The 24,706-nt window shown below is 65.4% G+C and carries 31 protein-coding genes; 15 read left to right on the top strand and 16 right to left on the bottom strand.

The features are described 5' to 3' along the window. Nucleotides 1-31 precede the first annotated feature (31 nt). The 5 genes from QMK22_RS04420 (at nucleotide 32) to QMK22_RS17525 (ending at nucleotide 3,799) form a co-directional block, all read left to right on the top strand. Nucleotides 32-499, top strand: coding sequence for an SRPBCC family protein (locus QMK22_RS04420; RefSeq protein ID WP_283496409.1), 468 nt, complete (start codon nucleotides 32-34; stop codon nucleotides 497-499). Nucleotides 500-1,207: 708 nt separating this feature from the next. Further along, nucleotides 1,208-1,378, top strand: coding sequence for a hypothetical protein (locus QMK22_RS04415; RefSeq protein ID WP_283496408.1), 171 nt, complete (start codon nucleotides 1,208-1,210; stop codon nucleotides 1,376-1,378). Between the two features lie 267 nt (nucleotides 1,379-1,645). Then, entirely contained in the window at nucleotides 1,646-2,248 is a 603-nt protein-coding gene (locus QMK22_RS04410; RefSeq protein ID WP_283496407.1) for a pyridoxal-phosphate-dependent aminotransferase family protein, read from the top strand. Next, nucleotides 2,245-3,096: a MurR/RpiR family transcriptional regulator gene (locus tag QMK22_RS04405; RefSeq protein ID WP_283496406.1), complete on the top strand. Its 852-nt coding sequence runs from the start codon at nucleotides 2,245-2,247 to the stop codon at nucleotides 3,094-3,096. The genes QMK22_RS04410 and QMK22_RS04405 overlap by 4 nt, the downstream gene beginning before the upstream one ends. Continuing rightward, a complete protein-coding gene (locus tag QMK22_RS17525) occupies nucleotides 3,062-3,799 on the top strand; it encodes a 2-oxo-4-hydroxy-4-carboxy-5-ureidoimidazoline decarboxylase (RefSeq protein ID WP_502857026.1) in 738 nt (245 codons plus the stop codon). The genes QMK22_RS04405 and QMK22_RS17525 overlap by 35 nt, the downstream gene beginning before the upstream one ends. Here the strand turns inward: QMK22_RS17525 and QMK22_RS04400 are convergent. From QMK22_RS04400 to clpS, 5 genes are all read right to left on the bottom strand, one after another. Then, nucleotides 3,766-5,178, bottom strand: a complete 1,413-nt coding sequence (locus tag QMK22_RS04400) for an amidohydrolase family protein (protein ID WP_283496405.1) — start codon at nucleotides 5,176-5,178, stop codon at nucleotides 3,766-3,768. The two genes, QMK22_RS17525 and QMK22_RS04400, sit on opposite strands and share 34 nt — an antisense overlap. Nucleotides 5,179-5,256: 78 nt before the next feature. Then, entirely contained in the window at nucleotides 5,257-8,178 is a 2,922-nt protein-coding gene (locus tag QMK22_RS04395; RefSeq protein ID WP_283496404.1) for a molybdopterin-dependent oxidoreductase, read from the bottom strand. Next, complete coding sequence (locus QMK22_RS04390; protein ID WP_283496403.1) at nucleotides 8,175-9,035, bottom strand: FAD binding domain-containing protein; 861 nt, start codon at nucleotides 9,033-9,035, stop codon at nucleotides 8,175-8,177. The genes QMK22_RS04395 and QMK22_RS04390 overlap by 4 nt, the downstream gene beginning before the upstream one ends. Nucleotides 9,036-9,164: 129 nt before the next feature. Further along, nucleotides 9,165-9,716 carry a DUF2017 family protein gene (locus QMK22_RS04385; RefSeq protein WP_283496402.1) on the bottom strand — a complete coding sequence of 184 codons (552 nt, stop codon included), beginning with the start codon at nucleotides 9,714-9,716 and terminating at the stop codon, nucleotides 9,165-9,167. Then, complete coding sequence (gene clpS, locus QMK22_RS04380) at nucleotides 9,713-9,997, bottom strand: ATP-dependent Clp protease adapter ClpS (RefSeq protein ID WP_283496401.1); 285 nt, start codon at nucleotides 9,995-9,997, stop codon at nucleotides 9,713-9,715. The genes QMK22_RS04385 and clpS overlap by 4 nt, the downstream gene beginning before the upstream one ends. A 94-nt stretch (nucleotides 9,998-10,091) precedes the next feature. Here clpS and QMK22_RS04375 point away from each other — a divergent pair, with 94 nt between their 5' ends. Continuing rightward, nucleotides 10,092-11,459 carry a cysteine desulfurase gene (locus tag QMK22_RS04375; protein ID WP_283496400.1) on the top strand — a complete coding sequence of 456 codons (1,368 nt, stop codon included), beginning with the start codon at nucleotides 10,092-10,094 and terminating at the stop codon, nucleotides 11,457-11,459. Continuing rightward, on the top strand, nucleotides 11,456-12,004 hold the full coding sequence (gene sufU, locus QMK22_RS04370) for a Fe-S cluster assembly sulfur transfer protein SufU (RefSeq protein ID WP_283496399.1): 549 nt from the start codon (nucleotides 11,456-11,458) through the stop codon (nucleotides 12,002-12,004). Before QMK22_RS04375 ends, sufU begins: the two co-directional genes overlap by 4 nt. A gap of 134 nt (nucleotides 12,005-12,138) precedes the next feature. Here sufU and fliW read toward each other — a convergent pair whose 3' ends face one another. Continuing rightward, entirely contained in the window at nucleotides 12,139-12,534 is a 396-nt protein-coding gene (fliW, locus tag QMK22_RS04365; protein ID WP_283496398.1) for a flagellar assembly protein FliW, read from the bottom strand. Continuing rightward, a complete protein-coding gene (locus QMK22_RS04360; RefSeq protein ID WP_283496397.1) occupies nucleotides 12,531-13,049 on the bottom strand; it encodes a flagellin in 519 nt (172 codons plus the stop codon). The genes fliW and QMK22_RS04360 overlap by 4 nt, the downstream gene beginning before the upstream one ends. On the opposite strand from QMK22_RS04360, the gene QMK22_RS04355 reads away from it, so the two are divergent. Continuing rightward, nucleotides 13,034-13,369, top strand: coding sequence for a carbon storage regulator (locus tag QMK22_RS04355; protein ID WP_283496396.1), 336 nt, complete (start codon nucleotides 13,034-13,036; stop codon nucleotides 13,367-13,369). The genes QMK22_RS04360 and QMK22_RS04355 overlap by 16 nt on opposite strands. 8 nt (nucleotides 13,370-13,377) lie before the next feature. Here QMK22_RS04355 and QMK22_RS04350 read toward each other — a convergent pair whose 3' ends face one another. The 8 genes from QMK22_RS04350 to idi all read right to left on the bottom strand — a co-directional run bounded on the left by QMK22_RS04350 (nucleotide 13,378) and on the right by idi (nucleotide 19,565). After that, the gene (locus tag QMK22_RS04350) at nucleotides 13,378-13,755 is read right to left on the bottom strand and encodes an RNA-binding S4 domain-containing protein (RefSeq protein WP_134463030.1); all 378 of its coding nucleotides are present in this window, start codon (nucleotides 13,753-13,755) and stop codon (nucleotides 13,378-13,380) included. 32 nt (nucleotides 13,756-13,787) lie between these two features. Then, complete coding sequence (locus QMK22_RS04345; protein WP_283496395.1) at nucleotides 13,788-14,687, bottom strand: prenyltransferase; 900 nt, start codon at nucleotides 14,685-14,687, stop codon at nucleotides 13,788-13,790. Continuing rightward, the gene (locus QMK22_RS04340) at nucleotides 14,680-15,000 is read right to left on the bottom strand and encodes a lycopene cyclase domain-containing protein (protein WP_283496394.1); all 321 of its coding nucleotides are present in this window, start codon (nucleotides 14,998-15,000) and stop codon (nucleotides 14,680-14,682) included. The genes QMK22_RS04345 and QMK22_RS04340 overlap by 8 nt, the downstream gene beginning before the upstream one ends. A gap of 1 nt (nucleotide 15,001) precedes the next feature. Beyond that, on the bottom strand, nucleotides 15,002-15,319 hold the full coding sequence (locus QMK22_RS04335; RefSeq protein WP_283496393.1) for a lycopene cyclase domain-containing protein: 318 nt from the start codon (nucleotides 15,317-15,319) through the stop codon (nucleotides 15,002-15,004). Then, nucleotides 15,316-16,983 (bottom strand): phytoene desaturase family protein, encoded by a 1,668-nt coding sequence (gene crtI / locus QMK22_RS04330; RefSeq protein WP_283496392.1) that lies wholly within the window; start codon nucleotides 16,981-16,983, stop codon nucleotides 15,316-15,318. Before crtI ends, QMK22_RS04335 begins: the two co-directional genes overlap by 4 nt. Next, nucleotides 16,980-17,882, bottom strand: a complete 903-nt coding sequence (locus QMK22_RS04325; protein ID WP_283496391.1) for a phytoene/squalene synthase family protein — start codon at nucleotides 17,880-17,882, stop codon at nucleotides 16,980-16,982. Before QMK22_RS04325 ends, crtI begins: the two co-directional genes overlap by 4 nt. A 104-nt stretch (nucleotides 17,883-17,986) precedes the next feature. Continuing rightward, nucleotides 17,987-19,033: a polyprenyl synthetase family protein gene (locus tag QMK22_RS04320; RefSeq protein WP_283496390.1), complete on the bottom strand. Its 1,047-nt coding sequence runs from the start codon at nucleotides 19,031-19,033 to the stop codon at nucleotides 17,987-17,989. Further along, nucleotides 19,026-19,565: an isopentenyl-diphosphate Delta-isomerase gene (gene idi, locus QMK22_RS04315; protein WP_283496389.1), complete on the bottom strand. Its 540-nt coding sequence runs from the start codon at nucleotides 19,563-19,565 to the stop codon at nucleotides 19,026-19,028. The genes QMK22_RS04320 and idi overlap by 8 nt, the downstream gene beginning before the upstream one ends. 166 nt (nucleotides 19,566-19,731) lie before the next feature. Here idi and QMK22_RS04310 point away from each other — a divergent pair, with 166 nt between their 5' ends. The 6 genes from QMK22_RS04310 to ftsR all read left to right on the top strand — a co-directional run bounded on the left by QMK22_RS04310 (nucleotide 19,732) and on the right by ftsR (nucleotide 23,617). After that, entirely contained in the window at nucleotides 19,732-20,244 is a 513-nt protein-coding gene (locus QMK22_RS04310; RefSeq protein ID WP_283496388.1) for a MarR family winged helix-turn-helix transcriptional regulator, read from the top strand. Between the two features lie 51 nt (nucleotides 20,245-20,295). After that, nucleotides 20,296-20,862: an adenine phosphoribosyltransferase gene (locus QMK22_RS04305; RefSeq protein ID WP_283496387.1), complete on the top strand. Its 567-nt coding sequence runs from the start codon at nucleotides 20,296-20,298 to the stop codon at nucleotides 20,860-20,862. A gap of 150 nt (nucleotides 20,863-21,012) precedes the next feature. Beyond that, nucleotides 21,013-21,525 (top strand): NUDIX domain-containing protein, encoded by a 513-nt coding sequence (locus tag QMK22_RS04300; protein WP_349360567.1) that lies wholly within the window; start codon nucleotides 21,013-21,015, stop codon nucleotides 21,523-21,525. Between the two features lie 70 nt (nucleotides 21,526-21,595). Then, complete coding sequence (locus QMK22_RS04295) at nucleotides 21,596-22,213, top strand: CDP-alcohol phosphatidyltransferase family protein (protein WP_283496386.1); 618 nt, start codon at nucleotides 21,596-21,598, stop codon at nucleotides 22,211-22,213. A 235-nt stretch (nucleotides 22,214-22,448) separates the two neighbouring features. Then, nucleotides 22,449-22,883: an FHA domain-containing protein gene (locus QMK22_RS04290; protein WP_502857054.1), complete on the top strand. Its 435-nt coding sequence runs from the start codon at nucleotides 22,449-22,451 to the stop codon at nucleotides 22,881-22,883. Between the two features lie 35 nt (nucleotides 22,884-22,918). Next, nucleotides 22,919-23,617, top strand: a complete 699-nt coding sequence (gene ftsR, locus QMK22_RS04285; RefSeq protein WP_283496385.1) for a transcriptional regulator FtsR — start codon at nucleotides 22,919-22,921, stop codon at nucleotides 23,615-23,617. Between the two features lie 124 nt (nucleotides 23,618-23,741). Here the strand turns inward: ftsR and QMK22_RS04280 are convergent, their stop codons facing one another. Then, nucleotides 23,742-23,894 carry a hypothetical protein gene (locus tag QMK22_RS04280; RefSeq protein ID WP_283496384.1) on the bottom strand — a complete coding sequence of 51 codons (153 nt, stop codon included), beginning with the start codon at nucleotides 23,892-23,894 and terminating at the stop codon, nucleotides 23,742-23,744. Between the two features lie 30 nt (nucleotides 23,895-23,924). Here QMK22_RS04280 and QMK22_RS04275 point away from each other — a divergent pair, with 30 nt between their 5' ends. Next, on the top strand, nucleotides 23,925-24,476 hold the full coding sequence (locus tag QMK22_RS04275) for a MerR family transcriptional regulator (RefSeq protein WP_283496383.1): 552 nt from the start codon (nucleotides 23,925-23,927) through the stop codon (nucleotides 24,474-24,476). Nucleotides 24,477-24,706 lie beyond the last annotated feature (230 nt).

Raw genomic sequence — 24,706 nt, 5'->3', positions numbered from 1 at the left:
TAAGTGACAGTCCCCACCTAGGCTGAGCAGTATGACGGTGAAACAGGTTGAGCAAGGGCCTCGCAAAGTCGCGCGCTCTGTTGAGGTGCCGGCTTCGGCCGAAGACGTCTTTGCGTTGGTGGCTGATCCGCACCGTCACGGTGAGCTGGACGGCTCGGGCACCGTCGGCGGTATGGTGTCGGGGCCGCGGCGGCTCACCCAGGGCGCGAAATTCTCGGTAGCGATGAAGCAGTTCGGCGTTCCGTATCGCATCACCAGCACGGTGACGCGCATCGAAGACGGTCGGCTTCTAGAGTGGCGTCACCCCGCGGGACACCGGTGGCGCTGGGAACTCACGCCGCTCACGCCCACGTCTACGCGCGTCACCGAGACGTTCGACTACAGCACCGTTCCAGCCCTTCAGGGCAAGGTCTTCGAGTTGCTCGGCGTTCCTCGTCAGAACGCCGCCGGCATCGAAGCCACCCTGCGCCAACTCGCGTCGCGCTACGCCCGCGCTTGACGTGACGATGCTCACACCCTGAGCGGACGCCGAGGCCCGTTTGCACGGGCGTATGGGATCTCTGAATCGAATTCCGGCACATGACCAGGTTCCCACCGGGAAACCTCCAGTACATGTGCACGTTCGTGCGTGCTAGGACTGTCGGGACGCCGATTTCTCAGCACGCTGCTGGAAAATTTTCGGGTGGCGACAACACGGTCTGCGTGAACAAGCTCGATGGCATCGAAGCCTGCGACTGTCACGTCACGGTCCCCATGCAGAACGATTGACCCGTCACGTTCTATGAGGCCACCGGGCCGGAGTCCGTTACGCGGCCGTGATTACCGGTGCCACCGACTCGTCGGTCGTTCGGCGCAGGCGCCGGACCGCATGGAAGGCCCGGTAGAGAAGGAGTTGTGTAGAGCACGCCGAACGCGGCCAATGGTCCGCGGTCGTTGCATCACCCTGGCCAGAAAGTTCACCGGGAACACCTGGGGAGCGGTCGCGGTGTTCGTCCTGCTCTGGAATTCCGTAGCGAATAGCCGCACGGTTTGTTCGCGGCCGGCCGGCCGATCGACCGGGTCGCCTTTGAAGCGGGACCCGAGGCGACAGCTGCCGACGACTCGCCCGAGCTGGTCGGCCAGTTTCGGCTCTTCTTTTCCATCTGCTCTAGCCTGCCCGGCAGTGAAATCGCCTACGCTGTCGTGTTAACCGACCGAAGGAGTCACCGTGTCTCTCCACTTCGAGCGCTCCCATCAGAACCACATTCCCGGCCCGGATGAGCCGTCCATCCCCGAGCTCGAGGTCGACCAGACCATCCCGCCGCGGCCGGAGGAAGAAATCGCCGACGCTGCGCGGTCAAAACCAGACGTTGCAGATTACGGCCAGAATTCGGAGTGAAGAGACCTCGGCGTCGATGGGAGAGCTGGTCTCATCCGCAAAGCGGTTGAAGCGGCTTCAGCACCGCCTCGCTCCTTGTAGACGCGAAAGTTGCTGATTTCCACGCCCGTAACGTGCGTGAAACGTGTGCTGCCTAAACTTGCATTTGAAACAGCTGTTTCCGGTGCCGAGGGAGTGAAACACATTTCCAGCCTTCCGATAAACCCGCCCACCCGGCTCCTCAGGGGCCCTGGTCCGATCAACCCGGATCCCCAGGTATTGCGTGCCATGGCAGCCCAGCTCGTGGGCCAGTTCGACCCGGCCATGACCAGCTACATGACCGAGACGCAAGAGCTCTATCGCAGCGTGTTCGGCACCGCGAATGAGCACACGCTGCTGGTGGACGGCACCGCTCGGGCAGGCATCGAGGCCGCTCTGGTCTCGCCGCGCGCCGCCGCCGCGATCATGGCGCGCAGCAGCGTCGAGGCGGGCCTGCGCGAACCGGGGGATCCGGTGTCGACCAACCCGATTCGTTCCAACTACTTCGACCTGTCGATGCTGTTCGACCACTGGGGACCCAAGCGCCTCAACCACCACACCGAGGCCACGACCATGCTCTACGGTGCCCGCGAATGTGCCCGGCTGCTGGTAGACGAAGGCCTGCCACAAGCGGTCGACCGGCACCATGTGCACGGATCGGCGATGCTCGTCGGAGTGCAGAGCGAAGGGGGGCAGCTCCGCGATCAGAATAGCGTCCGTCTCGAGACGGCGTACCGGTCGTTTGGCCTCGACCCGGTTCACATCATCGATGACGCCGTGCTCCACCTCGCCGACGAGTACGACGCCGAGGGGCCGGACTCCGCGCTCGACGCGCGTGCGGCCACGCCATGACCGACACGATGAATATCGGGCAGCGCATCGACGGTCGCTACGGCGAATTGTCACCGCAGGAACAGAGGGTGGCCGACTTCATCCTCGACCACCTGAGCGACCTGGCGGTCTACAACGCGTCGGAACTGGCCCGGCTCAGCGGTGTCTCCAAGGCCACGGTGTCGCGGCTCTTTCGCCGGCTGGGCTTTCAGGATTCCGCCGAGGTGCGCGAACACGCACGCACCCTGCGCCGCCACGGTGCCCCGGTCGGTGGGCCGGGAGCATCCGCCGGCACGCCGTCGCGCCTGGCCACACACCTCGAGGGTGAGCAGGAAAATCTGCGGCTGCTGTTGCACACCCTCGAAGACGGCCGATTGGATGCCGCGGCGCGGCTGATCGCGCACGCCGGCAACGTGGTCGTGATCGGGCTGCGGGGCAGTTATCCGCTGGCCCTGCACCTGCGCCAACAACTCGCGCAGGCCTGTGCGAACGTGCGGCTTGCCCCGCTGCCCGGGCAGTCGATCGGTGAGGACCTGGCCGGGCTCGGACCGCACGACGTGGTCGTTCTCTTCGGTTTTCGTCGTCGTACCGCGGGGTTCGGTCAGCTGGTCGCAGCAATCCAGCGCAGACGGATTCCGCTCGTGCTGATCGCCGACGCCTCGGCCCGGCGGCACGCCGACGGCGCGGCGGTGTGGCTGGAATGCCCGATCGACAGCGACTCCGCCTTCGACAGCTATGCCGCCGCGATGAGCCTGATCAACCTGCTCGCGACCGGTGCGATGGGCGTGCACGTGCGCGAGACCCGCACCCGCATCGCGGCCATTACGCAGGTGTATGAAGACCTGGAGGAACTCGAGGTGCCGTGGTAACAATGTTATTTCGAGATTGGGCACCGTGCTGACCTCTGACGTGCTGGACCTGCGAATTCGGCTATATGCCTGCCTCGGTGTCGAGCGCTGGGCCAACGAAGTCGCGATGGGAGCTCCCTGCCTCGACGCCGACACTCTGATGGATGCCGCGCGGCTGGCCGCGACCACCCTGCCCCGCGCCGAGGTGGATGAAGCCCTCGCGCAGCATCCGCGCATCGGTCAGTCGCCGCGCGGCTCCGCTTTCGCCTCGCGTGGGCGTTGCGCCACTGCGCTGCAGGCGGAATTCCCACGCACTGGCGCAGGTGCAGCGCGGCGTGTGGCGCGGGAGTTCTCGCCAACCTTGAACTCCCGCGTACTGGCGCAGGTCCAGCGCAGCGAGCGGGACCGGTCAGGCTCGGTCGACGTACGTCCCGCGCACTGGCGTACCCCCGCGAAGTGTGCCCTGGCCCAGCGGATGCCCACGGCGACAAGTGCCGCTCACTGGCGTAACCCCCGCGAATTGGCGCACATCCCACGTGGAGCGTATCGGTGGGCGGAAGCAGCGGTTTTACGCGTTCCCGCAAAAGGACAATCGTGCCGAGCCGTGACTTCCGGCTCCCGAGCCGTGAGTCCCGGCCCAAAAAGCGCGAAAAATGGGCCGAAACTCACGGCTCGACGAGCAGATGCGCACTACGCCACGTTCACGCGATGGCCGCGCACATAGACTCCGGTGATCGCGGGTTCGCGCAGGGCGAGGAGCAGCGCGAACAGGGTCTGTTCGGCGGCGAGCCGGGCATCGTCGGCGCGCACGGCGTTGTGCAGCACCACCGCGAGCGGCTCCCAGCGGTCGGGATCGATCAGCAGAAAGTCCGCGTCTTTGCCGAGGTCGAAGTTGCCGAACCGGTCCTCCATGTCCAGCGCGCGGGCTCCGGCGAGCGTGCCGGTGAAGAGCAGCGCGGCCGGGTCGAGCGCCACCCCGGCATCACCCGGCTCAGACAGGTGCGCCTTGTAGCAGTCGTTGAGCACCCGCGGGATGAGCCATTCGTCGCCGCCGCCGACATCCGTTCCGATGGCCACGTTCACGCCGAACGCGGTCGTGCGGCGCCACGGCATCGTGCCCGAGCCGAGAAAAAACTGCGACGTCGGGCAATGCGCGATCGAGGTTCCGGTGTCGGCGAGGCGGGCCAGCTCGCTGTCCTGACAGTGCACGGCGTGGGCGAGGATGCTGCGGCGCCCCAGCAGAGACTGGCCGCCGCGGGCCGAGCCCGGCAGAAAGCATCCGTCGTAGGTGTCGAGGTAGGTTTCGGTGCCGAACACCGATCGCACCGCGTCGATCTCGCCCGTGCCCGGCCGGTTGTTCTCATTAAGATGACTGTGAAAATAGACACCGCGACCGCGCACCGCATCGTAGAGCTCGCCCAATGCGGCCAGGGTCGTCGGGGTGACCGAGAGGCTGAACCGCGGCACGATGGCGACCTGCAGCAGCGCGGTCTGGGCGTTGCCGGTGTCGACGGCGTGCCAGCGGTCGATTTCGGCGGCCGTGAGCTCGATCGCCACCTGCTCGCTCGTGAGCAGGGCGCGGGCGCTGTCGGTGCCGACAGTTTGAATGCCACGCCCGCTCACCAGCCGCAGGCCGGCCGCCTGGGTCTCTTCGAACAGGGCGTGCTGCGCTGGTGCAAACGCCGACCCGAAGACCAGGGCGCTGGTTGTGCCCACGGATACCCGTCGTTTGGTGAAATCGTGCGCGACCTTGCGGGCAAACTCCGGGTCCTCCAGCCGTGACTCCGCCGGAAACACGCACTCGTCGAGCCACTCGAGCAGCTGACCGCCACCGTAGGCATCCGTTGTGTAGGTCTGCGGAAAATGCAGGTGGGTATCGACGAACCCGGGCACGATAAAACCGGTTCGAGTCACCGGCAGCGCCGCGAACGCCGCCGGTAGCTCGGCGAACGGTCCGACCCAGGCAATCGTGCCGTCGACCGCGATCACGAGCGCACCGTCGGGCACCGACACGAGGTGCTTGCGAGCTTCGGCGACCGTCGGAGCACCGGCGACGTGAAAAATGTGGCCTCGAAAAACCTGCGAACCCCGTGACTGATGCATATCTGCGGAGCTTATCGTCGCAACCTTGCAAACAACCCGCCGCCGCTGCAGTCCACAGAATTCACTGGGCGTTCGTAGCTAGCCGTGCAGCAGGCGCCAGATACGGTCGCGTGACATCGGTAGTTCGGTGGGACGGATGCCGATCGCGTCGCGCACCGCATTGGCTAGCGCCGGTGCGACCGGGTTGTAGGTGGACTCGCTCATCGACTTGGCGCCGTAGGGGCCGAGCACGTCGTGGCTCTGGGCAAAGTAGACCTCGGTGATCGGCAGGTCTGCCAGCTGGGGCACGTGGTAGTTACGCAGCACCCGGGTCGTCACGGTTCCGGCGCCGTCGAGCACGACCTCTTCGAACAGGGCGGTGCCGAGAGCCTGCGCGACCCCGCCCTCGATCTGCCCACGACACTGCTCGGGATTCATGACGAAGCCGGCATCCGCGGCCTGAATGGACTGCAGAATGCGCACCTCGCCGGTAGCGGTGTTCACGGCCACCCGAAAGGCCTGCACGTTGAACGCCAGGGAGCGCAGCGCCCCGTCTTCGCGCCGTTCGACGGTCAGGTTCACGTCGTTCGCTTCGGCCCAGTGCACCAGGGTGTCGAGCGGGAGAATCTGGCCGGCCGAGCGCAGCTCGTTGCGCTCCAGCTGCCAGGCGCCCGCGCGAGGATCGGTAGCCGGGCCCGGGCCGCGGCACGACGCCGCAGCTTCAACGAGCAACTCGGCCAGCGCGGTTGCCGCGGCGAGCACGGCTTTGCCGGCCACGACGACACCGGCCGAGCCGAACGCTCCGGTGTCGTAGCCGACGGCATCCGTATCGGAGTGCACGAGGTCAATGCGGTCCACGGTGGTGCGAAGCGCCGTGGCAGCGATCTGGGCGTGCACGGTGGTGGTGCCGTTGCCGAACTCGGTCGTGCCGACTCGCACCAGATAGCGGCCGCCGGCGGTCAGCTGAACGGATGCCTGCGAGCGGTGGCCGCGTGGTGGTGTGGTCGCGATCATCGATGAGGCCATGCCGGTGCCGACCCGCCATTGTGGCCCGGTCGGTATCAACGCCCCGTTGCCGCGGTGCAGTGCCGCTTCGGCGAGGTCGAGGCACTGGTCGAGACCGTAGCTGCCGAACACGAGATCGGGCCCTTCTTCGTGTGTCACCACGAGGGGGTCGCCCGGCCGCACCGAGTTGAGGCGGCGCAGCTCGAACGGATCCACGCCGAGTTCGCGCGCCAGCTCGTCGAGCGCGCACTCAATCGCGAAGATGATCTGGCCGAGGCCGTAGCCGCGGAAGGCGCCCGACGGTGGGTTGTTGGTGTAGACGCTCTGGGCATCCACTCTCTTATTGGGCACGTTGTAGAGCGCGACGGATTCGCTCGTGCCGTGAAACATGACACCGGGCGCGTGGTTGCCGTAGGCGCCGGTGTCGGCGAGCACGCCGAGTTTCAGGGCGGTGAGGCGGCCGTCGTTGCGGGCGCCGAGGGTGACGTTGATGGTCATCGGGTGCCGCACCGGGGCGATCGTCAGCTCGTCAGTGCGGGTGAATTCGTACTGCACGGGGCGTCCGGTGGTGAGCACGGCGAGGCTGATGAGATCTTCGGTGAGCAGTTCCTGCTTGCCGCCGAAGCCGCCGCCGACTCGCGCGGTGAACACGCGCACCCCGGCCGGGTCGAGGTCGAACAGGCGGCAGATTTCTTTCTGCACCAGGAAGGGCACCTGCGAGCTGGTGCGCAGTACCAGCCGGTCGTTGTCGAGCCAGCCCATGGTGGCGTGCGTTTCGAGGTGGGTGTGCGAGATGCGCTGGGTCTGCCAGCTTCCGGAGACCACGGTGTTCGCCTGGGCGAGGCCGACATCGACAGAGCCGAATTCACCGTGCAGTTCGGCTACGAGGTTGCGCTTAGGGTCGGCCAGGCGCGAAACAACAGGGTCTTTATCGCCGTGCACGAGCGGCGCGCCGGGTTGAATGGCTAGATGCGGGTCGAACACGGCGTCGAGCAGCTCGTACTCAACGTCGATGAGCCGGCAGGCGGCCTCGGCGATGGCGACCGAGTCGGCCACGACCGCGGCGACGCGCTGGCCGTGAAAGCGCAGAATCCGGTCGAAGACCAGGGTGTCGTCGGGATCGTCGAACCGGCTTTCGTGCCGCGCCGTCGAGAACAGGGTAGTGGGGGAGTCGGCGTGGGTGAGCACCCGGTGCACGCCGGGCAGCGCGGCTGCCGTCTCCGTCGTGATCGAGCGGATGCGTGCGTGTGCGTGCGGACTGCCCAGCACGGACAGGTGCAGCAGCCCGGGGACGACCGCGTCGAGAGTGTACGGTTCCAGCCCGCTCACCACACGCTCGCCCGCGAGCGCGCCGGGGGAGGTGCCGACGGTGCCGGCACTGCCGGAAGGCCGGCTGCGAGCAGCGCGGTCGGTGGTCGCGGGGTCGGCCGTTACGGGGCTGGTCGCCGCCCGGCCGGTCGCGCGCACCGGACCGAGGCTCGATGTCTTCTGGTGCTCACGCTGCGGCGCGGTCTGGCCGGATCCCTGCGGGGTATGCCGGTCATGAATGGCATCGGTGATCGAGCGGTAGCCGGTGCAGCGGCAGAGGTTGCCCTTGAGCAGGCGCGGCAGGTCGTCGAGGGTGATATCGGCATCCGCAGTGCCGCTGCCGCTGCCGCTGCCGCTGGCGTTGGTGCTATCGGCGGGGGTGATGGCTGCGGCCGTGACGACCATGCCGGGCGTGCAAAAGCCGCATTGAAAGCCCGCGGCGTCGACGAAGCGCTGCTGCACCGGGGCAAGATTGCCGGGCTGGCCGAGTCCTGCCGCCGTCGTGATCTGTGTGCCGGCCGCGCGAAAGGCGGGGTAGATGCAGGAGTGCACGGGCATGCCGTCGACCTGCACGGTGCAGGCGCCGCAATCGCCGGTGTCGCAGCCCTTCTTCACCTCGAAGTGCTCGTGTTCGCGCAGCAGGGTGCGCAGGCATTGGCCGGGTGTCGGTATGGCATCGACCGTGATGCCATTGACCTCGAAGATCATGGGCGGGCTCCTGTTGTGGTCGTCGCACTATCCAGTTCACTTCGGATCTCTTCACCGAGCAGGAAAGCCATGGCGCGCCGCCAGTCGGCGGCGCCGTGGGCATCGGTGAACCAGCAGTCGATCCCCGCAATATCGTGGGCGAGAATGTCGGCGGCGGGCAGAGCAGGGTAGCGTAGTTGCACCGGGCGCAGCGTAGCCGCCGTCACGGTGAGCACGAACGGTCTGCCCGAATCGGCGGTATCGGCGGTATCCAAGCGCCCGGCGAGCACCGCGCCGGAGCGGCCGAGCGGTGACAGTGCGATCTTGCGGTACGCGGTGTCGGCCCGCAGCGAGGCGAGTGGCACGTGAATCGAGCGCAGCACGTCTCCGGGTTCGAGCACGTTGGTCATGTTGCCGGTGACGAACGAACGAGCCGGCACGACCTCGTTGCGCCCGCCAGCGCGCCAGACCAGCAGCTCTGCGTCGAGTGCCACGGCGAGGGTGATCATGGGCCCGGCGGGCAGCGAGGTGGCCAGGTTGCCGCCGACGGTCGCGACGTTCCACACCTTGAACGAGCCGAACAGCGCCGTGCAGCACTGATAGAACAGCGGATGCGCCGACCATCCCGCCTGCAGCGGCAGCCGGGCCAGTTCGGCCAGCGTGCAGGTCGCTCCGATCACGAGGCCGGCGTTGGGACCGTCGGTCACCGTGAGCGCCGGCCAGCCGAAGGCCTGCAGATCGACGAGGCCGGTGAGGTGGGGGCGCGGATCAGCGAACAGTTCGGATCCGCCGGCAAGCGGCAGCACGGTCGGCCCGAGCGCGTCGAGGTCGCTGCGCTGCCGTGCGGCGATGACCTGGGTCAGGGTGCTGAGGTCCATGTGTCTCCGTGCAATGCGGGGGCCAATTTCATAGAGCAGGTTACCGCACGCGGAGCATTACATAATGACGTGAAGCTACCGGCCCGATTGTGTCCGCGTGGGGGGTCTTGCCTGGGTGAACCGCTGCGGTTACACGTCGATCGCGTAGACGAGTTCTTCTTGCAGCATGCCGAGCCATTCGTAGAGTTCGCGCAAAAACGGGGCGTCGTCGCCGGCGAGGTGCACGACCCCGTCGGGAGAGATCTGCAGCCGGTCGGCGAGGGTTAACCGCAGATCGGTGAGGCAGCGTAGCCAGGCTTGCACGGCGTCGCTGTCCAGGCTGATGGTGACCGGCTGGCGTTCCTCGTCGGCGGCATCCGCTGTGCTGGTCGGGTCTGGTTCGTGCAGCTCGGCTGCCAGCGTGCTCAGCACGACCTGTGCGTTGTGCGTTTTACGTTCGAGTAGATCCGGAGCGGTGAAGCGGCGAAATTCGGCTGCCGCCTCGTCATCGTCATGGTAGGCGTCCGGCAGCAGACGGCCGAAGACGCCGTCGCTGTGGGCGAGGGCGAGATCGGCGGCGCCGTCCTCGAGCAGGTCCACGAGCTGGCTCGTGACCAGGCGGAGCAGATCCACCTCGATCGGCTCGAACTGCGCGAGCAGCACGCCGGACTCGTGCGGGGTGAAGCGTCGGGGCTCGCTCATTCGTCGACCTTGGCCAGCGTCGCCCAGAGTCCATAACCGTGCATGGCTTCGACGTGGCGTTCCATCGATTCGCGGTTGCCTTTGGCCACGATGGCCCGGCCATTGTTGTGTACCTGCAGCATCAGCCGTTCGGCTTGCTTTGGGGTGATCCCGAAGTAGCTGCGAAAAACATAGGCGACATAAGACATGAGATTCACCGGGTCGTCCCACACCAGTGTCACCCACGGTCGGTCGAGTTGCACGTCCTGGCGTAGCTCCGTGTGTTCGGCAGTCTTGGTCACGCCTTAAGCCTCCCACGCTGGCCGCGGGTTTTCCACCGCCCGGTCGGGGAACCGAACGGTGCCCGAGTTCAGGGTGAGGGAATATCCTTGAGGCATGATGTCTTTTGCACCATCGTCCGCCGCTACGCCATCTGAAACCACTGCGCCTGCAACCACCGAGCCCGGTTCCCCGCACGCCGAGTCAGCCCCGCTGACCAACATCGACATTGAACGTATTCGCAATGACTTTCCGGTGCTGCACCAGCAGGTGAACGGGCATCCGCTTACCTACCTCGACTCGGGCGCGACCTCGCAGAACCCGATCAGCGTGTTGGAAGCCGAGCAGGAGTACTACGAGCAGCGCAATGCTGCCGTGCACCGCGGCGCCCACACGCTCGCTGTGGAGGCGACCGAGGCGTTCGAAGCCGCTCGGGAGACCGTCGCCGCGTTCGTCGGCGCCCAGACCGATGAAATTGTCTGGACCTCCAATGCGACCGAGGGCATCAATCTTCTGTCCTACAGCTTCTCCAACGCCTCGCTCGGCCTCGGTGGCCCGGCGGCCCGCCGATTCAGCCTCGGCGCCGGCGACGAAATCGTGGTGACCGAGATGGAACACCACGCCAACCTCATTCCCTGGCAGCAGCTTGCGCTGCGCACCGGCGCCACCTTGCGCTTCATTCCGGTGCTCGACGACGGCACCCTCGACCTGCAGGCTGCAGCGGATGTCGTCGGCACCAAAACGAGACTCCTCGCCTTCACGCACGCCTCCAATGTCACCGGTGTCATCAACCCGGTAGCCGAACTGGTGGCTTTGGCACGCACGGTCGGCGCACTGGTTGTGCTCGATGCCTGCCAGACCGTGCCGCACCTGCCGGTCGACCTGAAGGTGCTCGACGTGGACTTCGCCGTCTTCTCCGGTCATAAAATGCTCGGCCCCACCGGAATCGGCGCGCTCTACGGCAAGGCCGAACTGCTCGCCGACATGCCGCCCTTTCTCACCGGCGGGTCGATGATCACCACGGTGGATATGGAGAAAGCCGAGTTTCTGGCGCCGCCGCAGCGTTTTGAAGCCGGCACCCAGCGCATCTCGCAGGCGATCGCGCTGGCCGCGGCCGTCGATTACCTGCGCGAGACCGGCATGCACCGGGTCGCCGAGTGGGAGGCCCAGCTGGGCCAGCGCCTGGTCGCCGGCCTCGCCGAAATCGGCGGTGTGCGCCTGCTCGGCCCCGGACTCGGCGTTGAACGTCTCGGCCTCGCCGCCGTGGATGTGGCCGGTGTGCACGCCCACGACGTTGGTCAGCTTCTCGACGATGCCGGCATCGCCGTGCGGGTCGGCCATCACTGCGCCCAGCCGCTGCACCGTCGACTTGGCGTGACCGCGTCTACCCGGGCGAGCACATACCTGTACAACACGACCGACGAGGTCGACCTGTTTCTAGCCACCCTCGCTGAGGTCGGTCCTTTCTTTGGAGTCAAGCGATGAGTGAACTGCAGCAGCTGTACCAGACGATCATTCTGGAACACTCCAAGGGCCGGCACGGAGCGGTCGAACTTACGCCGCTGGCCGAGGCCGTCGCTGCCGGGGCCGCGAGCGGCCTGCGGGTGGCCGAATCGCACCAGATCAACACGACCTGCGGCGACGAGATCACGCTGCGCGTCTCGCTGGGTGCCGACGCCGGCACCGGCGCGGTCGCCGACACCGGCGCCAACGACGCCAACGGTGCCGACGACACAGCGGATACCGCGGTGACCGAACTGGTCTGGGCCGGTGAGGGCTGCTCGATTTCGCAGGCATCCGCTTCGATTCTCACCGACACCCTGCTGGGTTTGGGCACGACCGAGGCGCGCGCTCTGCTCGACAATTTTCGGGAGATGCTGCGTTCTCGCGGCAAGATCGAGCCCGACGAAGAGATTCTCGGCGATGCCGCCGCCTTCGGGGGAGTCTCGCGCTACCCCGCCCGGGTGAAGTGCGCCATGCTGCCCTGGGTCGCGTTCGAGGCGGCGCTGGTCGAGGCCGAGTCGCACTAGTTTGCTGCTCGTGCTCGTGCTCGTGCTCGTGCTCGTGCTCGTGCTCAGATCGACCGGGCCCGGGCCCGGAAACCGGGCCCATGATCTAACGTGGGCCCACTTTCCGGGCCCGGGCCCGCACAGTGGGGGCAGCGTCAGTGTTCGCCGGTACCGAGTTCGGCGTGCAGGGGCCAGTCCTGGTCGTCGAGAATCAGCTGCGCGCAGGAACCGGTGCGGGCGTTGACCACGATCGGAGCCATCAGGTTCACGGTGGTGCTATCGCCCGGGTTGACGACCACGAGCACGAGGGCATCGTCGGGCGTGGTCAGCGACAGCGCGTTCGACTGCTCGCTGGAGATCGCCGGGGTGTAGTTCGGCAGAAAGATGGCCGCGTCGAGTACGAACAATCGTGTGGCCGGCTGAGCGGATGCCTGCAGCGAGTACAGGCCCGCGGCTCCTTCGATCTCGTTGAGGGAGAAGTCGGTGAGCGGTGCCAACCCGGGCGGGGGCGCGACGAAGCTGAGGAGCGGGCTGGTGAGGGTAGTGCTCATGAGAGAAAATCCATCAGGGTTGGTTGAAGAACACGGGCGGTCACAGCGAGGGCGGCCTGATAGGTCACTTCCTGCAATTTCAAATCCAGGATGACCTGGCCAAGGTCGGCGTCTTCGATGCCGGACCGTTGGGCATCCAGCGTGGCGGATTTTTCGAGCAGAGTAGATTGGGCGCGTTCCAGCTGCACTTGGCGGGCACCGATTTCACTGCGCTGTCCGGTCATAATCGCCATCCGTTTGTCGAGAGCGTCGAGGTGCGTGGCCACATTGACGTTCGTGGTCGATCGCAGATCGGTGACGATGGTGTCGAGCAGCGCAAAAACCGACTGGTCTGCCGTTCCAAAGATTGCGCCGCCGTCAGCGTCGACCCGCACCGTGCTCGTGGCGCTGATGCGCCGATCGACGCTGCTGGAGTCACCGGTGAAGGCGTAGGCCGCGGTGAAGGCCGCCGGAGCGTACGAATCGCCGACGCCGCGACGGCGAACGGTAAGCTGGAACGATGCTCGTTCTGACACGCAAACCGGGGGAAAAGATCCTCATCGGTGACGATATTGTCATCACCGTGCTCGACTCTCGCGGAGACAGCGTTCGCATTGGAATCGACGCCCCCCGCGGCGTGAAGATACAGCGCGACGAGGTGGTACGCGCTGTCAGCGACGCGAATCTCGCGGCAAGCCGCACCGACACGACGGCGGAAGACCGCATCAAACGGTCGCTCGGCGTTCTGGCTGCGCTGCAATCCGCCCCGTCGCTTCACGAGACCGCGTCGCACCCGGCTGCCGACACCGCAACGGGTATCGAACCGGACCTGCCGCAGCCGCCCGCACAGTCGTAGGCGGCCCGTTATTCGTTGACGTGTCCGCGCAGTTCGTCAATCTCGCGCCGCTCGCGCTTGGTCGGCCGCCCGGCGCCACGGTCACGCATGGGAACCAGGGCGACTTCTTCGCGCGGCGGAGGCGGGGGAGTCTTGTCGACGTAGCATTCGGCGGCGACGACCGCTCCCACCCGTTTGACCACGAGACGCGACACGATCAGAACCCGGTCGAAGCCGTCCGAGCGCACGCGCACCTCGTCCCCGATGTGCAGGGCCTGCGCGGCCTTGGCCTTGTCACCGTTCACCTTCACGTGCCCGGCGCGGCAGGCGGTCGTAGCCATCGAGCGGGTCTTGAACAGACGCACGCCCCAGCTCCAACTATCGACCCGGGCGGAAGTAAGCTCCATGAGTTGACTCTATCGGGCGCAAGCCCGAAGTCTCAGCCGCCCTGCCGCACCGAGTAAATCAGCAGCATGGTCACGAGAAATCCGGTGAAGAAATTGAGCCAAAGAAAGAGTTTCCAGCCCCGGTTGGCGCTGTCGGAGCGTTGATCACTGATCGACCAGAACGGTGCTGCCGCAAGCATGTACGGAACGGCCAGCACGGCGGCGAGCGGCCCGGGCCACGGCGTCGCCAGCATGAGCAGGCCGGCCAGAGCCCAGAACGTGATCGCGAGCCGCACGGTCGGCCAGGCGCCGAGGGCGGTCGCGATCGACGCGATTCCGGCCTGGCGGTCCGGCTCAACATCCTGCACGGCGCCGAAGGCATGGCTGGCCATGCCCCACAGAAAGAATGCCGCGAGCAGGGCCAACAGCCCGAAGTCGAACGTGGCTCCCGCTACCACGAGGCCGTAAACGGCCGGCGTGACAAAGTGGCTGCTTGAGGTGATCGAGTCCAGAATGGGGCGTTCCTTGAACCGCAGGCCACGCACCGAGTAGGCGACAACCGCGAACAGGCTCACGAAGAGCACCAACCACGAGAGCGGATGCCCGGCCCCAGCCAGTACCAGCATCGCCCCGCCCACAACTGTCACGCTCACCACTCCGGCGGTTATCACCGTACGGTGCAGCGCGGGGTGCAGCAGCGCCCCCTCAGCACCGCCCTTGCGTGGATTGCGCAGATCGGATTCGTAGTCGAAGACATCGTTGATGCCGTACATGAGCAGGTTGTACGGAATCAGAAAGAACAGGGTGCCCCAGATCAGCAGTGCATCCACGCGTCCGATGGTCAGCACGTACGCCGCGGCGAACGGAAACGCCGTATTGATCCAGCTGAGCGGGCGCGACGACAGCACAACCTGCCGCATCTTCCATGATGCAGTGCCGAGCTGTTCAGTCATCCGTGCTTCCTAACCTGGTACCGCCCGACAGCACCCACAACGCTGGCAGCAGAATGGCAGCGGCGAGCGGGTAAGCAAAATCTTCGATCGGGGCGAGACCGATGAACAGACCCGAGATGTGCTCCGGGTCATAGCTGAACAGTCCAGCCCCGATCATCAGGTTATCGAACACGGCCGTCAGCAGAAGGGTCAGTAGGAGGGCAACGCTCACTGACAGCACGAAACGAACAGAAATTGCACGGCGCAGAAGGGCTACGGCGGCCACGAGCGCGGCGACGACGAGAAAGACCGCGTTCAATATCAGGTAGGTCATCTCAGCGCCGCCGCTCGAATACGAGCCGGGCACCTTGCACGAGGTTCATGGTGAGATAACACAGAAAAGTGAGAAAGAAGAACTCCTCGAGCGGTAATTCCGGTGCGAGCTGAAGACCCGTCATCAGCGCGGTTTCGCCGCGGTAGAAGATGCCCAGGCCAATGCCGACCAGGTCCCAACCGAGAAAGAACAGCACGCCGACTCCGAGCACGAGGGCTGCGCGAACGGGGGACTGCCAGAAGAACAGGCGAAAGCGCCAGTCCAACACCGTCATACCGCCGAGCGAGAGCAGCAGGGTGAGCAGGTACAGAAAAGTCACGATCGCTGTGGCGCAGACTCCAGCGGGGCTACGGTTGCGCGGGGCGGTGCGGGGCGAGCGGGCAGCGGTTCGGCCAACGGCCCGGTGGTGGTGTCATGACGGATGCGTTTGAGCAGAATTTCGGCGCTGATCAGACACATCGGCAGGCCGATACCGGGAATGCTGGTGCCGCCGGCGTAATACAGGCCTGAAATCTTCTTGGACATGTTGGATCCCCGCATGAAAGCACTTTGTCGCAGGGTGTGGGCGGGGCCGAGGGCGCCGCCCTTCCAACTGTTCAGCTCGTCGGCGAAATCGGCCGGGCCGACCGTGCGCCGGACCGTGACCCGGGCGGCCAGGTCGGGAATTCCGGCCCATTGGGAGACTTGCTCAATAGCGGCATCCGCAATGGATTCGACCGTGGTCGATCCGGCCCCGTTGATGCCACCGCCACCGATCGCTACATCAGCCGGAACGGGCACGAGCACAAACAGGTTGCTATCGCCGGCCGGTGCCACCGAAGCGTCGGTCGCGCTGGGCATACAGACGTAGAGCGATGCCGGGGACGGCACCGACGTTTTCTTGCCAAAGATCTGGCTGAAATTCTTACCCCAGTCCGTCGTGAAGAACAGGGAGTGGTGCTGCAGTTGCGGGAGGTCGCCGCTCACTCCCAGCATGACCAGAACGGCACCGGGTCCCGACCGGCGCTTATCCCACCAGCGTTCGGGGTAGGTCTGCAGATCGGCCGGGATCAGCTCGGTTTCGGTGTGGTGCAAGTCGGCGGCGGACACCACGACGTCGGCGTCGAGTTCTTTCGACGTGCCGTGCCCGTCGGTGTAGCGCACGCCGCACACTGTTTTTTGGTCGTTGACGCGAATGGCGGTGACCGTGGCATTCGTCACGATGCGCACACCCTCGGCGCGGGCGATGGCGGTAACGCTGTCGATCAGCGTGCCGAACCCGCCTTGCGGGTAGAGCACCCCGTCGGTCAGGTCGAGATGGCTCATCAGGTGGTACATCGACGGCGTCAGGTTGGGCGCGGAACCCAGAAAAACCGCCGGGTAGCCAAGGATCTGCCGCAATCGGGGGTCGCGCACATACCCGGCGACGAATTTATCGAGCGGTTGCAGCAGCAGCCGGGCCAGTCGACCGAGACGTCGCAGCACGTCGGGAACCAGAAACGGTCGGAACGATTCAAAGCTGGAGTACAGAAACCGCTTCACAGCCATGTCGTAGGTCTCGGTCGCCGAGTCGAGGTAGCGCCCGAGCGCGCGTCCGGCTCCGGGTTGCACACTGTCGAATAAGCGGATGTTCGCTGCCCGGTCCGAGCGAATGTCCACCGGAACGGGATCGCCCTCAAAGAGCACCCGGTAGCCGGGATCCAACTTCACGAGCTCAAGCTGCTCGGCCGCGGTGGTTCCGAACAACCGGTAGAAGTGCTCGAAAACTTCCGGCATGAGGTACCAGGATGGACCGGTGTCGAAGCGAAACCCGTTGCTGTTCCACAGTCCGGCCCGTCCGCCGAGTTCCGAGCGGGATTCCAGGAGGGTGACCTCGTGGCCCTCCCGGGCGAGCAGCGCGGCGCTGGCCAGGCCGGCGATGCCGCCGCCGATCACGGTAGTACGCGTGGAACGATTGTCGTGCGGCGTCGCTGACCCGGGACCCGTCTTGGTGTCGCGTGTCATCGTTTCCACGCACCGGGGCCGAGGCATTTAGTCAGGGCGATCATGAGTTTCTCTCCATCCGGAACCCGAATGCGGGAGCCCAGTATTTGGTCGGCCGGGGTCGACCGCAAGCGCTGGGACAACCGCGTGAACAGACCCTGAGCGGCGGCCACGGCTCGGCGGCAGCCGAGGGGCAGCAACGGCAGCACGGCGATGGCGATGGCGAGGTCGACATCGATGTCATCGAGGATCGTGTTCTTCTGTGCTTCGGTCAGGTGCAGCGGGTCGATTCCCGGAAAATAGTTGCGGCCGAGCACTTCCTGGTCCGACGACAAGTCGCGCAGAAAATTGATCTTCTGAAAAGCGGCACCGAGGTGGCAGGCGCCGTCTTCGAGCACGCCGAGCTCGGCGGCGCTGCGCGGGGTGGTCTGCACGAAACAGCGCAGACACATCAGCCCGATGACCTCAGCGGAGCCGTAAATGTATTCGGTGACGCCCTGCGCTGTGAACGGTGCCGGGTCGAGGTCCCGACGCATCGAGGCGAAGAAGGGGGCGATCAAGCCGGAGTCGATGCCGCACTGTCTGGCCGTAGCGGCGAAAGCGTGCACCACGAGATTGGTACTGTAGCCGCGAATAATTGCCCGCTCGGTCTCGAGTTCGAGCTCGTCGAGCAGCTGCCGTTGTTCTTCGATCGAGACTCCGGCCTCGGTGGCGGCTCCGTCCACGATCTCGTCGGCGATGCGCACGAGGGCGTAAATCGTGCGCACGGGGGTGCGCACCCGAGCCTCGAGCAGGCGAGTGGCGAGTCCGAACGAGGTCGAATAGTGGCCGATAACCGTCGTCGAGCTGGCCCTGGCCGTCGCGGCGTACTTGAGCAGATTGCTGTGGGCCGGAGCGGTGTCCGCCGGGGTGGTGTGCACAGAATTGGTGTTGGCCGGCGTGCTGGGGGCCGGTTTCGGGCTGGCGCCACCCGTTCGAGGCGAGGCTCGGAGCGGGCCCAGTCGTGCACCGATGAGCGGGCGCATCAGCGTGAACGATTCACGGCGGCATCGGCCAGTTCGATCAAATTCGCGCGCAGTTCGGCGGGAATGATTGCGGGGTCGAGCGTGTCAACGGCCTGTCGTGAATGGTCATAGGCCAGCCCCTCGGCGGCCGCTTTGGCACCGCAGGCGCGCAGATGCTCCCTGGCCCGGTCGGCTTCTGCTTCGCTCAGGTCGACCTTGCCCAGATAGGGCTCAATCAGTGACCAGCTCGCGGTGTGTCCGGCGTGCGCGATCAGCGCGGTCTGCTTGCCTTCTCGCAGGTCGGCCGTCACGCTCTTGCCAGTTTGCAGGGGGTCACCAAACACACCGAGTACGTCGTCGGTGAGCTGAAACGCCACACCGACGAGGCGTCCATATTGCCCGAGCAGGCGGATCGCCTCGGCCGATGCCCCCGCGAGCACGGCCCCAGCCTGCAGCGGCGCTTCGAAGGAATATACGGCCGTCTTGTTCAGGAGGGTGGCGATGACCTCCTCGACCGTGAGCGGATGCCGCGCCGAGCTGTTCGTGACGTCGGCCAGTTCCCCGGCCGCCGAGACGAACACCGCTCGGTCGAGCAGATCGAGCAGCCGCAGCCGGGTGTGCACGTCAACGGGGAGCTTGGCCAGCGCGCGATGCGCTTCACTCAGGGCGAGATCACCGGCGAGAATTGCGGCGGCGGCGGCCCATACCACGGCCTGGTCGGGTGCGGCACCGTGCGCGAGGGCGCGGTCGTTGAACCGGCCGGCGATGTTGGCCACGCCGCGCCGGGTGAGGTCGCGGTCAATGACATCGTCGTGAATCAAAAACGCCGTGTGCAGCAGTTCAAAACTCACGGCCACGGGTGCGACCAGAGCGTGGTCTCGACCGCCGAAACCGGCGAAGGCCGCCACGACCAGGGCCGGGCGCACGCGCTTGCCTCCGCTGCTGGCCTGCTCCAGAGCGTCCCAGAGCTCCACGTAGTGCTCTCCGTAGTCGGTCGCGCGCAACCGTGCTGCCGCGAAAAAGCGGGCCAGTTCGGTTTCCACGCCGACCGCAACCGTGTCAAGCATGAAAACTGTCCAGCTGCTGCACCTGCAGGGCCATCCAGGGGCTGAACGCCCACGGAGCATCGGTGACCGCACGAAAAAGTTCGGTCGGCCGGGTCCAGGCGTATTCGGCAACTTCGTCGGGGTTGGGCATCGGCTCCTGGTCGGTGGAGGCCAGGTACACCGGGCATATTTCATTTTCGACAATGCCGTTGCTGTCGGTGGCTCGGTACCGAAACAGGGGGAGTGCCAGGTTGAGTTCGGTGATCTCCAACCCGAGTTCATGGCGCGCGCGGCGGTCGACCGCCTGAGGGAGGGGTTCAGCCGGCAGCGGATGCCCGCAGAAGGAGTTGGTCCAGACGCCCGGCCACGCCTTCTTGGTCAGCGCTCGGCGCGTGACGAGAACTTCGCCGAGCGGATTGAAAACGTAACACGAGAAGGCCAGATGCAGCATGGTGTCCGATCCGTGCATGCTGTATTTCGGTGCGGTGCCGATGTGACGACCTTCTTCGTCGAGCAGGATGACGTGTTCAGCAAGAGTGTTGACGGTCTGCACGTGGGCTCTCATTCTCGGTACAACCGGATACTGCTAGGAATAACTAACCTAGTTAGCGACTACTGACGTTACCATGGGACATATGTCTCACGATGAGAGTAACCCCCCAACGCACGGGACGTACTGGTACGAACCAGAAAATGAGGGTATTTCTTCAGCCCTGCACGTGCTGCAGGCCGTGCGCCGTTTTCGGGTGGCCGATACCACGATGCGGCACCGCGCTCAGGCAGAGATGCAGATCAATGAAACCGACCTGATGGCGATTCGTCATCTCATCGCCTGTGAACGCCGGCACACGGTAGCCAGCCCCAAGGATCTCAGCGAAGTCCTGAATATCTCGTCGGCGGCCACAGCCAAGCTCCTCGCGAGGCTGTCGGTTTCCGGTCATATCCGGCGCGAGGTGAACCCCGACGACGGCCGGGCGCAACGACTCTTTGCCACGCAGTCGTCGCACGATGAACTTCATCGCGCTTTGGACGACGCGCACGATCAAATGCTTCAGGTCGCCCTGGACCTCACCGTCGATCAGCAGGCAGCCGTGGTGCATTTTCTGGACGCGATGAGCGCGATCGCGATCACGCCGCGCGAAGACGATGTGCACGAAGCGGCGCGCGGGCACGAAGCGCCCGTCGAAGTGGCGCCCGGTGAGGGAGGGGCTGGGCTGGACGCGGGTGCCTGACGCGGGTGCCTGACGTGGGCGCCCGACCGGAGAGCCGCCTACGATGGATCAGTGACTCAACTCTCTACTCCTCCTTCTGCGCCCTCTGCTGCGCCGTCATCGGCCGTCGCCCACGTCGAGGCCCTACTGGCGTCCTACCCGGATTTTCCGCAGCCGGGCATTGTGTTCCGCGATCTCAATCCGGTCTTCGCCGACGCCATTGCCTTTCGCGCGATCATCGATGACCTCGCCGAGCGCTATCGCGGCCAGTTCGACGCCGTGGCCGGCATCGAGGCCCGCGGCTTTCTGCTGGCCGCCGCCGTCGGATACGCAGCCAACGCCGCTGTCCTCGCCGTGCGCAAGGGCGGCAAACTACCGGGCACCGTATTGACCGAAGAATACGACCTGGAGTACGGATCGGCGCGACTCGAACTCGAAGTCGGCCAGCTGCCGGCCGGCACCCGCGTGCTTATCCTCGACGATGTTCTGGCGACCGGGGGCACCATTGCCGCTACGACTCGCCTGATCGAACGGGCCGGTTACACCCTCACCGGTGTCGGCGTCGTGCTCGAACTCGGCGACCTGCACGGTCGGGATCGGCTCGCGGCCGCTCCGGTACACGCGATCATTTCGATGTAGTTCTGCGTTCAAGTAGCTTCAGACTTTTTCGGGGTCTGGATCTGATCAGGTTCTGGGACGATGCAGGTTCTGGGACGATACAGGTTCCGAGTTCACCTGCTCCGCGACGTTTTCGCATCGCCCCGGGTGTGCGTGAGGCATGCTAGAAGGATGACTGAGAGTTTGGGTGACGTAAACCTCGCACGCGGATCCGCGGTTCCACCGCCCGGACCGAACCGTGACAGCGGAGACGCCTGGATCCATGCCCCCGACGGCCGCAAATATTGGGGCCGATTCGGTGCGGCAGGACTCCTCGTGCACCACCCGCGGCGGGGGGTGCTGCTGCAGCACCGCGCCGTGTGGAGCCATTTCGGCGATACCTGGGGCCTCCCCGGCGGCGCTCGCCACGAGCATGAAACGGCGGTCGAGGCCGCCCTGCGCGAAGCCAAGGAAGAGGCCGGCGTGCCGGCGCACCTGGTGCAGCTCAAATTCACCTCCCTGTTTGACCTCGGATTCTGGTCGTACACCACCGTCGTCGTGGAAGCGACCCAGGAATTTGAACCCGTCATTGGTGACGAGGAGAGCATTGCCCTGCGTTGGGTGCAGGCCGATACGGTGTCGACGCTGGCACTCCATCCGGGTTTCGCGGCCAGCTGGCCGGCGCTGCGCGAGCGGCTCGGCTGATCCCGGCGGACGTCGCCGTGTCACGGGTGACTTTGTGGGTGATCCGCTGGCACTCGATAGACTCAGATCTGTGACTGGGGCAGCGAACGGGGCGGTGAGTGATCGGGTACTGACCCTGCCCAATATATTGAGCTTTTTGCGCCTTGTTCTGGTACCGGTTTTTCTCGTGTTGCTCGCCCAGGGATCGGATGGCTGGGCGCTCGTCGTGCTCAGCGTCTCCAGCTTCACCGACTGGCTCGACGGGGTTTTGGCCCGCCGCTGGAATCAGATCACCCGGTTGGGCCAGTTGCTCGACCCCGCTGCTGATCGTCTCTACATCTTCGCCGCGCTGATCGGCCTCGCCTGGCGTGACCTCGTGCCGTGGTGGATTGTGCTGATCGTGGTGGGACGCGACGTCTTCATGTTGGTCCTCGGAGTGATCCTCGCGAACTTCGGATTCGGCCCGCTGCCGGTGCATCAACTGGGCAAGGTGGCCACCTTCTACCTGTTCTACGCCCTGCCCCTGCTCATGCTGGGTCAAGCCTTTCCCCAGCTCGATTGGTGGTCACAGCCGGTGGGGTGGGCCTTCGCGATCTGGGGTGCTTTCCTGTACTGGTGGGCGGGCATCATCTACGCGATCGAAACGATGCGAGTGATTCGACTTCCGAGGGTCTCGGAGGGTGTATCTTCCGATACGCTGGAGCGATAGGAGGTGCGTGATGGTCGAACTATCCGGAATGAACGAATCCGCGAAGCGAAACGAGCCCGTGCCCCCAGATCAGCCCCAAAACCCGACGACAGGCGAAGCAATGCCCAGCAAGGCGCAGTCCACTCCAGCATCGTCCAGCCCTGAACCAGTGAACCCCGATTCGGTTAGCTCCCAACCGGTTGGCGCCACACCAGCCGCTGACGACACGACCGGCGAATCGACGACGGTGCACGACATGCTCAGCACCGACACAACGATGAACTTCAGTCAGGAGTTCGCAGCTCAGATCGCGTCCATCGACTCCAACGTCACGGCCGAGGAGCAAGAGTCCATTGCGGCTTTGCCCTCCGGTTCGGCCCTCCTGGTCGTTCGCCGCGGGCCCAACGCCGGCGCCCGGTTTTTGCTCGATGCCGACCTGACCAGTGTCGGTCGTCATCCCAACGCCGATATTTTTCTTGACGATGTCACCGTGTCGCGGCGCCATGCCGAGTTCTTGCGCAATGGCACGTCATTTTCGGTCAAAGACCTCGGCTCACTCAACGGCACCTATTTCGACGGTGAGCGGATCGAAACCGCCGCGCTGTCCGATGGCGCCGAGGTGCAGGTCGGCAAGTTCCGCCTCACCTTCTACGCCTCCCGCCTCGACCTCGCCCGCGCAGCGAGCGAGTAGTGGCGGCGAATTCCGCTCAGGCTCGGTCTTCCCCTGTGCCCGTGTCGGCGGCGAAGGGGCAGACCGCGGGATCAGCCCCGCTGCTGAGCATCGGCCAGGTTCTGGCGCGCCTCACCCCGGAATTCACCGACCTCACTCCGTCGAAGCTGCGTTTTCTCGAAGAACAGGGCCTGGTCTCCCCGGCGCGCACGGAGTCCGGCTATCGCAAGTTCTGCGCGGGTGATGTCGACCGACTGCGACTCATTCTGTCAATGCAGCGCGATCACTACCTGCCGTTGAAAGTCATCCGCTCCTACCTCGATGATCTCGATGCCGGACTGTCGCCGGTATTGCCCGGCGGTGCCGCTCCTGGGCCGTCGATGCTCGGCACGATGCGACGTCTCAGCCGCGAGGAACTGCTGCGAGAAGCCGGAGCGTCTGCGACCCTGCTGCACGATGCCGTCTCGGCGTCGATCATTTTACCGGCAGATTACTACGGTGAGGGCGTACTGCACGTACTGCGCGCCCTGGTGGAACTGCAGCGCAGCGGCATCGAGCCGCGGCACCTGCGCGGTTTTCGCGGGGCCGCCGAACGCGAACTCGGGCTGATTGAGAGTGCACTCGTGCCGCTCGCGCGTCGCAAAGATGCCTCCAGTCGAGCCAAGGCCGCCGAAATGGCCGTCGAGATTGCCGGGCAGCTCGAGGTCATTCGCGGCAGCCTCATTCGATCTGCACTGGGCCGACTCACCCAATAGGTCGTAGACTGGCTCAGGCGCAAAACGACACGCCAAACCAGTCAGACGAATGTCAAGGATGCAAGCGTTCCACCTCGGTACCGTAGATACAGCGGTCCGCAGCAGGGCGGCTCGCAGCATCCGTTCAACCGCGGTAATCCCGTTCCAGCACTGTTTCTTCACAACCGTTGTTCTGCACAACTGTTTTCTGCACAACTGTTTTCTGCACAACTGTTTTCTGCACAACTGTTTTCTGCACAACCGTGACGCAGGCTCGCTTAATCGCGTAATCCGTCATCGCAGGATGTAACCCCCGAGAGGCAACCATATGAGTGAGCTAAAGCCTGACGCTGACGCTTCGCGTTACTCGTTAGGACTGCTGTTCACCGATGGCATGCCCGAGCTTGACGAAAACTCCGGCTACCGCGGCGCTGTCGCCGCGCGTGCGGCCGGGATCAGCTACCGCCAGCTCGACTACTGGGCTCGTACCGGCCTGGTCGAACCGACAGTGCGCGGTGCGGCCGGTTCCGGCTCCCAGCGCCTCTACGGCTTTCGCGACATCCTCGTACTCAAGCTCGTGAAACGTCTTCTCGACACCGGCATCTCCCTGCAGCAGATTCGCACGGCGGTCAATCAACTGCGCGAATCGGGCATCAGCGACCTCGCCCAGACCACACTCATGAGCGACGGCGCAAGCGTGTACCTGTGCACCTCGAACGATGAGGTCATCGATCTAGTCAGCCGCGGCCAGGGCGTCTTCGGCATTGCCGTCGGCAAGGTCTTGCGTGAGGTTGAAACCAGCCTGGTCGAACTCGACATGCAGGCGATCGACCCGGCCGACGAACTCGCCGCCCGGCGCCCCGCTCGCAAAATCTCCTAGCCCGAGCCCCGAGGCCCCGAGCCCGGCCGCACCATCGGAATCGACAGGCTCAACAACCGGTGTGCGCAGAGCTCCCGAAACATTGCAAAACTCGCAATCCCGCGGATAGCCCGGCCCTCGGCGGCTCGCAGGCGCGGCTCGCGCTGGATCTGGGCAAGCTATCGAGGCCGAGGCGGGGTCTTCATGGATCGGGGATAACGCGAGGGGACAGCTTCGGCCCCTTGGGGCAG

It is taken from the genome of Cryobacterium sp. PH29-G1, assembly GCF_030063365.1.
GTDB lineage: Bacteria > Actinomycetota > Actinomycetes > Actinomycetales > Microbacteriaceae > Cryobacterium.
This window is presented reverse-complemented; position numbering and strand designations above follow the sequence as displayed.